This window comes from Mucilaginibacter kameinonensis, assembly GCF_003675385.1.
Taxonomy (GTDB): Bacteria; Bacteroidota; Bacteroidia; order Sphingobacteriales; family Sphingobacteriaceae; genus Mucilaginibacter; species Mucilaginibacter kameinonensis.
This window is the reverse complement of sequence record NZ_RCWZ01000005.1, coordinates 719,378-732,946: the sequence shown is the minus strand read 5'-3', so window position 1 is coordinate 732,946 and position 13,569 is coordinate 719,378. Positions and strand designations below refer to the sequence as shown.

10 protein-coding genes are annotated in these 13,569 nt (G+C 42.6%); 6 read left to right on the top strand and 4 right to left on the bottom strand.

What is annotated here, in order from left to right:
• Positions 1-25 precede the first annotated feature (25 nt).
• Positions 26-1,060: a LacI family DNA-binding transcriptional regulator gene (locus tag EAH55_RS26030; RefSeq protein WP_112565959.1), complete on the top strand. Its 1,035-nt coding sequence runs from the start codon at positions 26-28 to the stop codon at positions 1,058-1,060.
• A 10-nt stretch (positions 1,061-1,070) separates the two neighbouring features.
• On the opposite strand, the gene EAH55_RS26025 is transcribed toward EAH55_RS26030, so the two are convergent.
• Both EAH55_RS26025 and EAH55_RS26020 read right to left on the bottom strand, forming a co-directional pair.
• Entirely contained in the window at positions 1,071-2,483 is a 1,413-nt protein-coding gene (locus EAH55_RS26025) for an alpha-L-fucosidase (RefSeq protein ID WP_121812229.1), read from the bottom strand.
• A 27-nt stretch (positions 2,484-2,510) separates the two neighbouring features.
• Positions 2,511-4,643, bottom strand: a complete 2,133-nt coding sequence (locus EAH55_RS26020) for an alpha-N-acetylglucosaminidase (RefSeq protein ID WP_121812228.1) — start codon at positions 4,641-4,643, stop codon at positions 2,511-2,513.
• 283 nt (positions 4,644-4,926) lie between these two features.
• Between EAH55_RS26020 and EAH55_RS26015 the strand changes: the two genes are divergently transcribed.
• The 5 genes from EAH55_RS26015 (at position 4,927) to EAH55_RS25995 (ending at position 9,269) form a co-directional block, all read left to right on the top strand.
• Positions 4,927-7,266: a beta-galactosidase gene (locus tag EAH55_RS26015; protein ID WP_121812227.1), complete on the top strand. Its 2,340-nt coding sequence runs from the start codon at positions 4,927-4,929 to the stop codon at positions 7,264-7,266.
• 136 nt (positions 7,267-7,402) lie between these two features.
• On the top strand, positions 7,403-7,876 hold the full coding sequence (locus tag EAH55_RS26010; RefSeq protein WP_121812226.1) for a hypothetical protein: 474 nt from the start codon (positions 7,403-7,405) through the stop codon (positions 7,874-7,876).
• 158 nt (positions 7,877-8,034) lie between these two features.
• Positions 8,035-8,412: an HYC_CC_PP family protein gene (locus tag EAH55_RS26005; protein WP_162997054.1), complete on the top strand. Its 378-nt coding sequence runs from the start codon at positions 8,035-8,037 to the stop codon at positions 8,410-8,412.
• Positions 8,413-8,549: 137 nt separating this feature from the next.
• Positions 8,550-8,972: a hypothetical protein gene (locus EAH55_RS26000; protein ID WP_121812224.1), complete on the top strand. Its 423-nt coding sequence runs from the start codon at positions 8,550-8,552 to the stop codon at positions 8,970-8,972.
• A gap of 45 nt (positions 8,973-9,017) precedes the next feature.
• Positions 9,018-9,269, top strand: a complete 252-nt coding sequence (locus tag EAH55_RS25995; protein ID WP_121812223.1) for a heavy metal-binding domain-containing protein — start codon at positions 9,018-9,020, stop codon at positions 9,267-9,269.
• A gap of 162 nt (positions 9,270-9,431) precedes the next feature.
• On the opposite strand, the gene EAH55_RS25990 is transcribed toward EAH55_RS25995, so the two are convergent.
• Together EAH55_RS25990 and EAH55_RS25985 are read right to left on the bottom strand one after the other, a co-directional pair.
• The gene (locus EAH55_RS25990; RefSeq protein WP_244228366.1) at positions 9,432-11,972 is read right to left on the bottom strand and encodes a zinc-dependent metalloprotease; all 2,541 of its coding nucleotides are present in this window, start codon (positions 11,970-11,972) and stop codon (positions 9,432-9,434) included.
• A gap of 120 nt (positions 11,973-12,092) precedes the next feature.
• Positions 12,093-13,565, bottom strand: a complete 1,473-nt coding sequence (locus EAH55_RS25985; RefSeq protein WP_121812222.1) for a RagB/SusD family nutrient uptake outer membrane protein — start codon at positions 13,563-13,565, stop codon at positions 12,093-12,095.
• Between the last annotated feature and the right edge of the window lie 4 nt (positions 13,566-13,569).

The window sequence follows — 13,569 nt, the reverse complement described above, 5'->3', positions numbered from 1 at the left end:
TAATTGTTTTAAACCCAATTGCAAAATGGAAAAGATTCCCACAATTAAAGACATAGCCAAACGCTTAAAAATAAGTGCTTCAACGGTGTCCCGGGCATTACATGGACATCCAAGCATCGGTCTGGTGACTACGATGCGGGTTAACAAGATCGCAAGCGAATTAAATTATATACCTAATAAAGCTGCCATATCTTTTAAGCAAGGAAAAACATGCACTATTGGTGTTATACTTCCCGATTTTTCTGAAGCTTTTTTTGCTTCGGCCCTTAGCGCAATTGAAGATTATGCCAGCAAAAAAAGCTACAATGTTTTTATAGGGCAATCATTAGAAAACCCCGAAAAAGAGCGAAGTATCCTGGAAACGATGAAAAATCATCGTTTAGATGGTATTATCATCTCCCTAAGTAAAAACACCAAAAACTTTGAAATATTTGAACAACTGAAAAAGTATAATATTCCAGTTGTGTTTTTCGACCGGATTCCCGGTTTGAATGATATTCATTATTCGGCCTGTAACCTCCAGCCAGGAATGCAGCAGGCTGTTGATTGTTTAATAGAAAAAGGACATCGTAACATTGGGCTAATTAACGGGCCTTCACCGTTGGAGGCCAGTAAAGAGCGCCTGGATAGCTATAAAACGGCGCTTGGTAAACATGGAATTGTGATCAATGATGACCTGATTGTTTCTTCAGATCTGTCTTCGACACAAAATCAATACGCTATGCGACGGCTGCTATCTTTAACCACTAAGCCCACGGCAGTTATCGCTTTTAACGATTACGTTGCCCGCGATGCGATGGCTATAGTTAAAAGCAATAATATGATTGTTAATCACGATATCAGTTTCATCAGTTTCGCAAATTTACCCATCTGGAGTTTTATAGACAACCCACCATTGGCCTCTATCGAACAGTTCCCGAAAGAGCAGGGGATAAAAGCAGCTGAGATTCTTTTTGAACTGATTGACAGCCAGCTTGAGGAAGTACCATCAGCCCCAGTTTTTCATCGGGCTTTATTTGATGCCAGTATGGTATCTTACCGGGTAAATTCTGTAGCTTAACGATTGTGTCCTAATATTTCAATACAAAAGCACTACTATACTTTAAAGTGGTGCTCTTTTGTAACCCCTTGGGTATTTGAATGCTTAGTAGCCCGTTTTTGTAATTCCATTTTAGTTTTTGAACACTGCCAAGCAAACTTACTTTTTTAAGTGTTTCGATGTTGTTGACCGGGAAAGTAATATTGGCAGGGAGGTTTACCGTTTCTGTTTCAGATAGCCAGAATGCGTATAACGATTTTGTGGTTTTTGATTTAGTAAAATAGATATTGCCTGCTGAGTAAGGAGCTACCGGTTCTGAACCATAAATGCCCTCTCCGTTAATTTTTATCCAGTCGGCAATATCTTGTAATCGCTGATAGGCAGCCGGGTTCCAGTCGCCATCAGGTCCCGGTGCAATATTGAGCAGCAGATTGCCTCCCCGCGATACTATTTTTATAAGGGTTTGAACTAATTGCAGGCTGGGTTTAAATTCATCATTAGGCACATAGCTCCAATATTTACCAATGGTCATACAGGTTTCCCAGGGGTAGGGCAGTGGCTTATCGGGTACCTCTTGTTCAGGGGTGGTATAGTTTTCAAACTCACCGGTAACCGTGCGATCAACCATGATAAGGCCAGGCTGATGATCGCGGCTCATTTTTGCTATTTTAGCCATATCAAGGTCCTGGTTATAATGTTGCGGATCGTTATCGTTTTCATCTAAAGGCCTTACCCAGCCCCCATCCAGCCATAAAATATCAATCTTGCCATACCCGGTCATCAATTCTTCAATCTGGTTATAGGTAAAATCTTTAAATTTTTGCCAGCGTTCGGGGTAGCGTTGCGGGCTGTAATTAACGTTGTGATCTTTAGGCGGATAATAGGGCCACCAATAGTTTTGATTGTGCCAATCAGGTTTGGAAAAATATGCCCCAACCATAAAATTTTCATTACGAAAAGCGTTGAATATTTCTTTAGTTACATTGCTTCGTATATTTTTTGAAAAGGGTGTTTTAGGATCTGTAATTTTATAATCGGTTTGTTTGGTATCAAACATGCTAAAGCCATCATGATGTTTGGTTGTAAATACTACATAGCTCATTCCGGCGGCTTTAGCTGCCCTCACCCATTTTTCAGGGTTGAAGTTAAGTGGGTTAAACGTAGTTTGTAGGTTTTCGTAGGCTTTTTTGTAGGTAAAATAATCATCACTGTATGGGCCGGTTCGTTTAACCTCATCATCAGGACAAATTGTCCAGCTTTCAGCAACTCCCCATTGGCTGTACGTACCCCAATGCATAAATAAACCAAATTTTCGGTCTTGCCATTGGGCAAGCTTTTGCCTCACCAGCGAATCTTTGGGCACCCGGTATGTGTGCTCGTTTTGCGCAAATAAAACCTGGCTATATAAAAGGAGACAAATACCAGGCAGGAGTTTCCGTAACATGATAATATAAATTATTGATGATGAGTATTACATGGCTAAAATTTCGTTAACTACTTCCTGCAAAGCACGTTGTGGTTTTTCTGTAATCAGCTTTTGGTTTTCATCAACCCATTTATGCTCCCAGGTAAAGAAATCGGGTTCAGGATTATTTTGGCCTTGCAGATTTCCTCTTAGGTAGTTAAAGTAAATTTCCCATCTTGGCAGGTAATAATTATCGATCAGTCCGGCCCACTCTTTGTAAGCATACTCATGCAGGTTATCCTCTGCGCGATTGTTTTCGCCCCAATAAGTTATCTGCATCAGAATGTTTTTCAGGTTATTCGCCTTTTCTTCCGGCGTATTACCACTATTTATGGCTTGTTTAAGGTAGGTGTTGAGCCTGAAGTACTTGTCCGTATTCAATAATTCATCTGTTAATTTGATCATGCTGAGGAACTTCGTGCTTTTTTCATTGAAAGCCTGCAAATCTTTATTGTTATAGGCAGTTACCACGTTATTAAAAATAAGCGTTCCTTTATTAGCTAAAACCTGCCTAACCATATTGATCAGGTCTATTTTATAAGTGGCGGAGCTGCCCAACACCGGTAATGCTTTGGCAAATTCTTTTACAGCTTTTTCAAATTGTACGGTATCATAATCGCGCGTTAGTGTGCCCCAGCTTGATATCGATTTAACCTTCAGCGCAGGCCTTGCACAGAAGATAGATTCGCCAGCCCCTTCCTGGTACCCCGGGCGACTGTGGTATACGGTTTGTAAAAAGCCCTGCCATGCGTTACTGGTGTGTTCATTTTGCTTGCCATACCTATATTCCGCGTAATCATTGATCCAGTTTTTAGTATCTACATGAGCCTTACGCCAGCCTAATTCAAGCATTAAGTCATAATCGGGAGGATTGTTATTGATACCTTCGGGCATGATGCCTACCCCTTTTAGGTACTTGCTATAATCGCTGTTCCTGGCGCTGTCTACTTCGTCGGCAAAGCGTTGCAGTTTTCCGTAAAGACCAGGGCGTTCACCAAAGTTATTTACGCTGCACCAAATAAACGGACTACCATCATAAGCCTTACGTTTTTTCCAGTTGTTGGTGAACTCGCCAAAAAGTTCCTGTACCAGTATTTTTGATTTATCAAGCCCATCAAGCATGGCTTGTTTGGGGTTATCCTGCCAGCCTTGTAACACCCAGGTTGAGCCCGGGTAATATTTTTGCATGGATGCCTGTATGGCAGCCCCTGCTTTCTTTAGGTCAACGCCATCTGTTTTACCTCCCTCATGAAAAGGATCGCCGGCAAAAAAGCGAATATTCTTACCATATAATGCCTGCATTTCGGTGTAGTAAATTTCTGCCATACGGCTAAATTCAGGATCGGTAGGGTCAAGTATATCCGGCCTTTTAAAGGCTCCCCAGGTTAACTGATCAATGATATGGGCTTTACTTTTGCTTTTTAATGAGCTTGGTACCATGCCATAAAAGCCCTGTAACACAGGTTCTATGCCTAATTCGCGCATCCGCTTCATCATTTTTTGTTGAATCAGCTTCCGGTTGTCAATCTGGCTTTGGGGCATAGGGCCTCCCCAGCCTTCAATATTACCCATCAGCCACCATGCGGTATATGCCGGGCCTACTATAAAATCGTTGATCTCTTTTTCATTATAACCTACCTTTCTCAGCGTGTTTTGCCACACTGCTTCCATACCTTCAACGGCAAGCATCGTATTAACTCCATTTAATGCCATCCAATCAATTTCCCGTTCCCAATCTGCCCAGGTGTAAAAACTCATAGTGTAATTGTAGGTACAGTAATTTAACGCGTAGCGGTATACCGCTGCCGCCTCTATGGTTGTCTTTTTGTTAACTACGGGCAGTGGAAGTACCGGTGTCAGGTTATCGCCCATATGCGACATAGAACGATGACAATAGTATTTTAAATACCAGTTTACACCAACGGCAGCGGCATTACTGCCCGAGGCTGATATAACCAGTTTGTTATTTATGGTTTGCAGTTCAAATACTCCGGGGCTGTTGCTTTTTAGTGGTTTGAAAATAACATGATCGCTCAACCAGGGCGCACGCCTTTTAACCAACGCTTTTACAGGATCAAACTGTTGGGCAAAAAGCTGTAATGGGAGTAATAAAACAAGCAGGTAAGTTAATTTCCGCATAAAAATTTCTTGATTTTTCTGTTTAATATTTCCGAAACTAATTAAAAATTAATGGAAAGATAGCCCACTGTACATCGTATTGCAGCCTGAAAAATTACGCAAACGGTTGCGTTGCCCGCAACAACCGTTTGCGTAATTTTTAGCTGTTTTTCGGGAATATTATTTCATTACAATTGTAACTCCGGGAGGTATCATGTCCGTTTTTTCGTTGATGCCTCGTTTGTTAAAACCACAAAAAGACGACTGCTTTTTTATTTGAGTAATACAGTTCAAAATTGAATTAATGAAAAATAATATCATCAGATTATTCCTTTGTATATGCTTACTGAGTTCCGGCATGGCTATGGGGCAGCAGCAAATAAATGAACCTTTTAAAATCGGCACCGAGTCATTTATGCTAAACGGAAAACCATTTGTTATTCGTTGCGGCGAAATGCATTTTGCCCGTATCCCCAGGGCCTACTGGCGGCACCGGTTAAAAATGGCTAAAGCGGTTGGTTTAAATACCGTTTGTGCTTATCTATTTTGGAATTTTCATGAAACATCGCCGGGGAAATTTACGTGGGAGGGACAGGCAGATGCAGCTGAGTTTTGCAAAATAGCCCAGGAAGAGGGGCTGTATGTACTGTTGCGTCCGGGGCCATACGCATGCGCCGAATGGGAATTTGGCGGCTTACCATGGTGGTTGCTGAAAAAGAAAGATATTAAGTTACGTACGCAGGATCCGTATTATATGGAGCGTTGCCGCCGGTATTTAAAAGAAGTTGGCCGTGTTTTAGCTCCGCTGCAAATTACAAACGGCGGCCCCATTATCATGACACAGGTTGAAAACGAATATGGCAGCTACGGATCTGATAAGGAATACATGCTAAAAACACGAGACTATTTAAAAGAAGCGGGTTTTGTTGTTCCGCTGTTTAGCTGTGATGGCACGGTTCAATTAAAAAACGATGTACAAAAGGATATTTTTGCTGTAGTTAACTTCGGCAATAACCCAGAGGCTGCCTTTAAAGCACTGCGTGAAGTACAACCTACCGGCCCGTTAATGTGCGGCGAATATTATCCGGGCTGGTTTGATAGTTGGGGCGCGCCTCATCATACCGGCTCAAACGACCATCTTATCAAAGAGTTGGGGTGGATGCTTGACCGTAACGCTTCCTTCAGTATTTATATGATCCACGGCGGGACGTCCTTTGGTTTATGGGCGGGAGCAAACTGTCAGCCGTACACGCCCGAAACCTCCAGCTATGATTACGATGCGCCAATAAGCGAAAATGGAAATGCTACGCCTAAGTTTGATGAACTTCGTAACACGCTGAAAAAATATCTTCAACCGGGTGAGGTGTTGACAGATGTACCGGCTCCAATACCTGTACAAAAAATAGCACCTTTTAATCTTACCGCGGTTGCACCTATAATGCCACAATTAAGCAAACCCGTGCTTAGCGATACAACCTTGTTCATGGAAGACCTGAACCAGGGCTACGGAATGATGCTTTATGAAACAAACTTACCGGCTGGTGCGAAAAGAAAGCTCGATTTTACTGAGGTGCATGATTATGCAGAAGTGTTTATAGGAAATAAGTTCATTGGGGTATTAAACAGGATGAAGAATGAACATATAATCAATATTCCCGAGCTATCTAAACCAGCAAAACTTCGCGTGCTTGTTGAAGCTATGGGACGCGTTAATTATGGCTATTACCTGCCTGATCGTAAAGGATTACAAGGGGAAGTTTACAGTATAACCGGAGAAGAAAAGGCTATGCTGAAAGGTTGGAAACATTATTCAATTCCGTTAGGGGAGGGCAATCCTCAATTTAAATACAGCGCCATAAATACAATTCCTAAACTTAACGGGCCTGGCTTTTACAAAGGATACTTTAATACAAACAGTAAAAGTGATTTCTATCTGGATATGCGTTGGTTTAAAAAAGGAGTGGCCTGGATAAATGGGCATTGTCTTGGTCGTTACTGGAATATAGGGCCAACGCAAACTATGTATGTGCCTGGTGTATGGTTGAATAACGGAAGGAATGAGGTTGTTGTATTAGACTTACACCGCCCGGTCAAACCACGACTACAAGGCCTCGATAAACCTATTCTTGATAGTCTTACAACCAATGAAACCATCAGCAGTAACCACCGCGAGCCCGGCCAAAAGTTTGGAAATAACCAGAATAGCCTGATATACACAGGCGCAATGGAAAATACCGGTAAATGGCAAACGTTTACATTTTCTCCCAAAAACGGACGATATCTTGCCCTGGAAGCGTTAAGCAATTTTACAGGCGACCAGTTTGCTGCATTAGCAGAAGTAGAATTGTTAGATGAGCATGGCGAACAAATCTCCCGAAATTCGTGGAAAGTAGTTTATGCTGATAGTGAGGAACTAAAAGGTAACGATGGGAAATCCGAAAACCTGTTCGATTTGCAGTATACCAGCATCTGGCATAGCCAATGGAAGGACCTGGCACCAAAATATCCGCATCAGGTGGTTATTGATTTGGGAAACAAAACAACCATTGGTGGTATTAAAATGCTGCCCCGACAGGATATGGAAACCGGGCGTATCAAAGATTTTCGTATCTATCTTGCCGGCGAGCTATTTAAGGGGTTATAAAATCGTATTTTCATATCGGAAGTTTTGAAGGCAAAGCTTTTCGTTTACGTGCCCATGATGGGGTTTGAAAAATTAATTTGCCAATTCAGTTCCGCAGGATGTAAATTAAAAGATGAAAATTAATTAAACTGCCAAGGTGAAAATAATAGTTCAGGAATCTCTTAATGTCAAACAGATTGAAGCCGCTTTTCGGTTATGGAATAATGAGTATCCTGAAAAATTAAAGTTTGACAAAATGGAAGGCTTTAATGATTACCTTAACAATTTAGATGCAAAAAAACACTTCTTGCTAATTGATGGAGAGGAGAGTATTGTTGGTTGGTCAGCTACTTTCCTCCGTGATAACGAGAAGTGGTTCGCAATCATACTAAACAGTAATATTCACGGAAAGAGTTATGGGACAAGCATACTTAACGAAATAAAGAAGCACGAAACTCAGCTTGCCGGTTGGGTAATTGATAAAGAGGGTGTTCTGCGCGCTGATGGGCGCAAGTATAGGTCGCCTTTGCAATTTTACATAAAAAACGGGTTTAACGTCCTTACCGGGTACAGAATGGAGTCCGAAAAAATATCCGCTGTGAAAATTACGTGGCAGCTCAATTCCCGCTGATTGGTAATTACAAATATAAATCCTATTCAGATACTGATGATAGAAGGCTGATAGATAAGATCTGATGTTTTAAACTTACCAAAGCAAATGACAATAGGATATAAATTAAAAACGGAATTATATAGGAATAGCAGTTATAACTTTTCTACTTTAGTATCGTGAAACGAATAGCGGTCATATTACTTATCCTGGTTTATTCAGTTTCTGTTTTTGGGCTCACCATAAACAGGTTCTATTGTTGCGGTAAATTGGCTAATATATCACTGTCCGCATCTGCCGGGTACAAACTGGCACACAAGGCGGGCGATTTATCCTGCTGTAAAAATATTAAAATAATGCTCAAGGTAAAGGATAATCATGTTTCAAGCCGGACGGCCCTTTCCTTCAAAAACACTTTGGCTATCATTGCACCGGTATTTTTTCTTCCGGTTTCAAATCAAAGCGTAACAAAACTTAGCCAGTGCGCTTATAATAGCCAGGCACCGCCTCCCGGGCAGCCGCCACTTTATATCCTTTACGCCACTTATAAAATTTGATCCTTTCCGGTATTTCTCTCCATTTAGCCTGATCGGCCCTTGACAATCATCCGTCAGGTATTTTTCTTATTAATCTATTTTTTAACAGTTTATTGTCGAGTTGTATCTGGCAGTGAGCTACCAATATATTTTCAAAAATGAAAACGATCAAATTTTCGGCCGTTTTGGCCATCCTGTTCCTTTTAGATTCACAGGCCCAGGCAAAAAGTTTTACAACAAAAAATAATCCTCAGGATTCCCTGATCGCTATCAGCAATCCTCGCATAACCGATTATAAAATACTTGACAACGGCCCGGTTATTATTTATGAACGCCGCCGCCCGGGCGATAAGCTTAACCTTTTTAAACCCATTATTATGCATTATTTTAGCGTAAAGGGATCAGACAAAGTTTACCTGCTTACCCTGGAGAATTTAAAAAAGATTTACAGCAGCGGGCCGCATTTTGAAGTACTGGATACCCGTTTCAGGACAGATAGCGACCTGCTGGCGTATGATCGAATACACCGGCAATACAGCGTCAATTACTATTTGTCAAAAGCTGATGCTATACAACTTTAAAACCAGTAATTAATCCCCCAGATCAATAAATAACAAATCAAACTTATGAAAAAAACAATGTTAATGGCAGTTGCCGCCCTGTTTTCTGTCTCAAGTGCATTTACAGCCGATAACGGCAAAATGTTACCCGACACAACCAAAACCAATAAGGCTAAGCCAGCAAAAGTGCAGTACACCTGTACTATGCACCCTGAGGTATTGTTAGATAAACCCGGCAAATGTCCTAAATGCGGTATGCCCCTGGTGAAAAAAGAATCTGCAAAAAAGAAAGCGGATTCCACGAAAATGAAAATGTAGTTAAGTCGGCGCTTTGCACATACGTGAATATGTCAAGCAATCTGAAAATTAAGCGCCGCCACTCCAGGCGGCGCTTATTGTTGGTAAACTAAAACTGATTTCTACTGAAGGTTAAAAAATAAAGAACGAGGAGTATCTTATAAAAATTTTGTCCCGGTGGTGTTAAGCATTATTTTGCTTTGGTTTAAGCGCGTCGTTAAGGCGCTCGTACATATCTGTTAAGTGCGCCCGGATAATTCCGTTTGTACCGTTTGCTGCTGCTTTTAATTGCGAAGCCAATGATTTAGCATGCGCTTTTACTATTGATAAGCCGTCATTATCCAAGCCCGTTGATTGTTTGCTGACAATGTTGATGAGGGCCTCAACGTAAACCTTTTGGAGATCGCGACGGTAAATGCTGATGGTTTTATGAGCAGTCAGTTCGGAGAAAATACCTTTTTTTAAATCGTTCAGCATTTCGGTAACATTGTATGCTTTATCGCCATAAATATGCTCCTCATTAAGCATGGTGGTAATGCGTTGAGCACCTATAAGCTGTAATAGTACTCCTTTTTGCACCCTGGTAACGATGCTGAAATCGGTAGTGCTGCAGTCATAAAGTTTGCTATCCATTAACCAGTATGGGGTGTTAAAAAGCTGTTCCTGCAAAAAGGCCATCGCCCGTTTTTGTTTTGCCTTTTCAACCACGGCATAAATAGGGCCTGCCTGTTCAATTGTTTTGGGTGTAGTATAAATACCACCAATATGCTTTAATACATGACCCATAAAGCGCTGATATTCGGTTACTACTTCGGTGTACATGTCAGCAATTTTATCGTAGTTTTCGTTGGGTTCTTTTAACCACGTTGTAAGATTAGGCACAACCCTTTTCAGGTTTTTGATACCGTAGGTGCTGGCCAGCATGGCGTCATCACCAAGGTCTTCGCTTTGGTCGCGCGGGTCAAGGTTACTTCCTTTGTAAATATCATTGCTGTACGGATCAACCTGGCTGCCGTAAAAATACTGTTTGCCCGAAGCCAGCTTATCAACCATCCATTTGTTGAGGATAGGTTTCTCGTCGTTGGTGGTTTTTGCCTCGGGGATCAGTTTATAGCCCCATTCAATGGCCCATTTGTCGTAATCGCCAATGCGGGGAAAAATGCCCTTTTCGCTAATGTTGTCTTCGGGTTGGGCTACATAATTAAAGCGGGCATAATCCATGATAGATGGGGTGTGGCCATGAGCTTCAACCCATGCTTTATTACGCAGGTTGGCAACAGGTACGGTTGATGATGAGCCAAAATTGTGCATTAAGCCGAGGGTGTGGCCAATTTCATGCGATGATACAAAGCGGATTAACTGGCCCATCAGTTCATCATCTAATTGCGGTTTACGTGCACGCGGGTCAATAGCACCGGCCTGCACAGTGTACCAGTTTTGTACCAGGGTCATTACACTGTGGTACCAATTGATATGTGTTTCAAGGATCTCGCCGGTACGGGGATCTTTAATACTTGGGCCACTGGCGTTGGGAATAGATGAGGGTTTGTAAACCAGAACAGAGTGGCGCGCATCGTCGATATTCCAGGTTGAATCATTGAGCGGCGGTTCTTTGGCCACGATAGCGTTTTTAAAACCTGCTTTTTCAAAGGCGCCCTGCCAGTCGTTGATTCCCTGCATCAGGTAGGGAACCCATTTTTTAGGCGTTGCCGGATCGATGTAAATAACAATTGGTTTTTGAGGCTCAACCAGTTCACCACGTTTGTATTTTTCCATGTCGGCCGGTTTGGGCTCCAGACGCCAGCGCCAGATATAGCTGGTATTGGAAACACCATGAGGATTGACATCAAAATCAACATAAGAGTTGGAAAAGAAACCGATTCTTGGATCCGCTAAACGGGCTTTCATTGGTATAGCAGGCAATAAAACTATCGAACTGTTGAACTCAAATGTTACCGGCGGAGGGGCGCCGCCACCAGGACCTGGTTTTAAATTGTAAGTTTTTACCGACCGGATCTCCACATTAGTAGGAAATGCTTTTGCATCATCAATAAAGCCCCTGTCTGCAGCTAAAAAACCTAACAAACCGCGTACAAAAGGATCGCCAAGGGCAAAAATGCTGTTATCCGAGTTAATGTAGTCGGTCATGTCTATCACGCTGCTTTTACCTTCTTTATTGAGGGCTTTGATTGGGAAAGCTCCCTGTATGGTTTGGTAGTTGCTGTTGATCAGTGACCTTGACAGGCCATTGTCGGTAGTGTCGTTTGAAAACTCCCTGAAAGCGATTGACCGCATTACAATTTTATCTCCGGGGATTTTTTCAAATTCAATTACCGATTCGCCAACCTCATCGCCTGCATAGCTCATTAAGCCACCCGGTAACCTGAAACCTGCCGGTGCTTTGTCAATACGTGATACAATGAGAATATCTTTTTTTAGAAGTGAGTCGGGAATCTCAAATAAGTACTTGTCGGCAACCAAATGCAGTGTAAAAAAGCTCTTCATGGTTTTTGCCGAAGAGGGGACAACCTCTTTGTAAGGTTTAGGGGCGTTAAGTGGCTTGGCGGCCGCAAGTTGGGCAAGCGCTTTTGCTTTTGCGGTATCAACGGCCGCCGCCGGTGTTTTTGATTTTGACTTTTTCTGAGCATTGGCGGTACCAAACGCCATGGTCAATGCAGCCGCGAGCATTAGCATCCGGCATGCTTGTTTTTTGTAGTTATACATTAGTTTGTTAGTTTTTCTGTTTTATTGGTAGTAAAAAAATGAGCAAAGCAGTGGCTTAATAGCAGCACAATAGCCGGGGTGACGGCCATTATGCTGCTATAACTGTTGAAATATGTTTGCTTAGTAACCTGGGTTTTGAGTTAAGTTATGGTCAATAAGAATTTCGGATGCCGGTATCGGTACAAGTGCTTTGTATGCTGCCCATGTGCCCCCTTTTTTTGGTGTTTCCACACCCATTACCGCATCAATTTTACCGGTGCGTTTCAAATCAAACCAACGGTGTCCCCATTCTGTAAAAAGTTCAACCTGGCGCTCATGGGCAACGGCTGCTATCACGTCGGTTTGGGTACTTGCAGTAACAGCGGCAAGTGATGCGCGTGACCGGATCACGTTGAGATCAGATTTGGCACCATCTAAGTTGTTTTGCTGCGCACGGGCTTCGGCACGAATCAGATATTGTTCAGCCAATCTGAGCTCAATTGGCCACTCTGTAACCGGCGCGCTGCTGCCAAATGTGGTATTAGCTTTATATTTATACGCGTAATAGTAAGTGGTTGCAGGTGCGGTGCCGGTTGCCGCGGCATTGTATTTACCCACCCAGTTTGTGAAACGTGAGTCTCCGTTTTCAAAGGCATTTACCAACGTTTGATTAAGCGGCAACTGGGTTAAAGCCGAAGCTAAAGGAGATGCCGTTACCACCAGCATGTAAGCATCAGCATTGTTGTACCCGGTTGAAATGGGTTGCAGTGCCCAGATAGTTTCTCTGCTTGACTTCACAAATACCTGGTTAAGGTTAGGCTCAAGCACATAAATTGAAGTGCTTATTACCGAGCTTGCCTGGGCTTCGGCATTGGCCCAGTCGCCGGTGTAAAGGTATACCCTGGCAAGCATAGCTGATGCTGCCTGTTTGTTGGGCCTTAATCTGTCGGTTGTAGCACCGCCGGTACCGTTCAGGTATTTAGCGTCGCTGAGCAGGGCTTGCGCATCTTTCAGGCCCTGGATAATTTGTTGATATATCTGCGCTTTAGGTGTCCGGGCAAGGGTATTATTGGTAAGATAATCTGTTGTCAAAGGCATGGCCATATCGCCATAAAGGTTTATCGCGTAAAAATAAACATAGGCCCTTGCAAATTTGGCTTCGCCCAACAACTGGTTTTTGACTGCCGGAGTTAGCGCGGTCGAACTGGTTAAGCCCGCTATCGCTGCATTGCAATTGTAAAGCTGCTGATAAATGGTAGCCCAAAAGTAGTTGCTGTTGTTACCCTGTCCGCTGAGATTGTTGGTGAAAAACTGGCCATATACTACGCTGCTGCTGTAGTTTACCAATTCATCAGCCGATAGGCCCATCAATAAACTTATGCTGTTTTGACCGTGATAAAACGAACCTGTAGCACCCATAACATCAAATATGCCGGCCAAAATTGATTGGGCGGTTCCATTTGATGTATAAGCATTTTCGGCATCCACAGCCCCAACTTGCTGCCCAACATCAAGTAATCCTTTTTTACAGCCAGTAACAGATAAAAGTATCAGGACACAGCTCACACACATTCTAAAACCCGGAGCTGAAAATGTATTTTTAGTTAATTTCATGATC

Bases quoted from the DNA above. Each gene is read 5' to 3' on its own strand.
- EAH55_RS26030 (WP_112565959.1), top strand. From the start codon at position 26: ATGGAAAAGATTCCCACAATTAAAGACATAGCCAAACGCTTAAAAATA.
- EAH55_RS26025 (WP_121812229.1), bottom strand. From the start codon at position 2,483: ATGTTACGGAAACTCCTGCCTGGTATTTGTCTCCTTTTATATAGCCAG.
- EAH55_RS26020 (WP_121812228.1), bottom strand. From the start codon at position 4,643: ATGCGGAAATTAACTTACCTGCTTGTTTTATTACTCCCATTACAGCTT.
- EAH55_RS26015 (WP_121812227.1), top strand. From the start codon at position 4,927: ATGAAAAATAATATCATCAGATTATTCCTTTGTATATGCTTACTGAGT.
- EAH55_RS26000 (WP_121812224.1), top strand. From the start codon at position 8,550: ATGAAAACGATCAAATTTTCGGCCGTTTTGGCCATCCTGTTCCTTTTA.
- EAH55_RS25995 (WP_121812223.1), top strand. From the start codon at position 9,018: ATGAAAAAAACAATGTTAATGGCAGTTGCCGCCCTGTTTTCTGTCTCA.
- EAH55_RS25990 (WP_244228366.1), bottom strand. From the start codon at position 11,972: ATGTATAACTACAAAAAACAAGCATGCCGGATGCTAATGCTCGCGGCT.
- EAH55_RS25985 (WP_121812222.1), bottom strand. From the start codon at position 13,565: ATGAAATTAACTAAAAATACATTTTCAGCTCCGGGTTTTAGAATGTGT.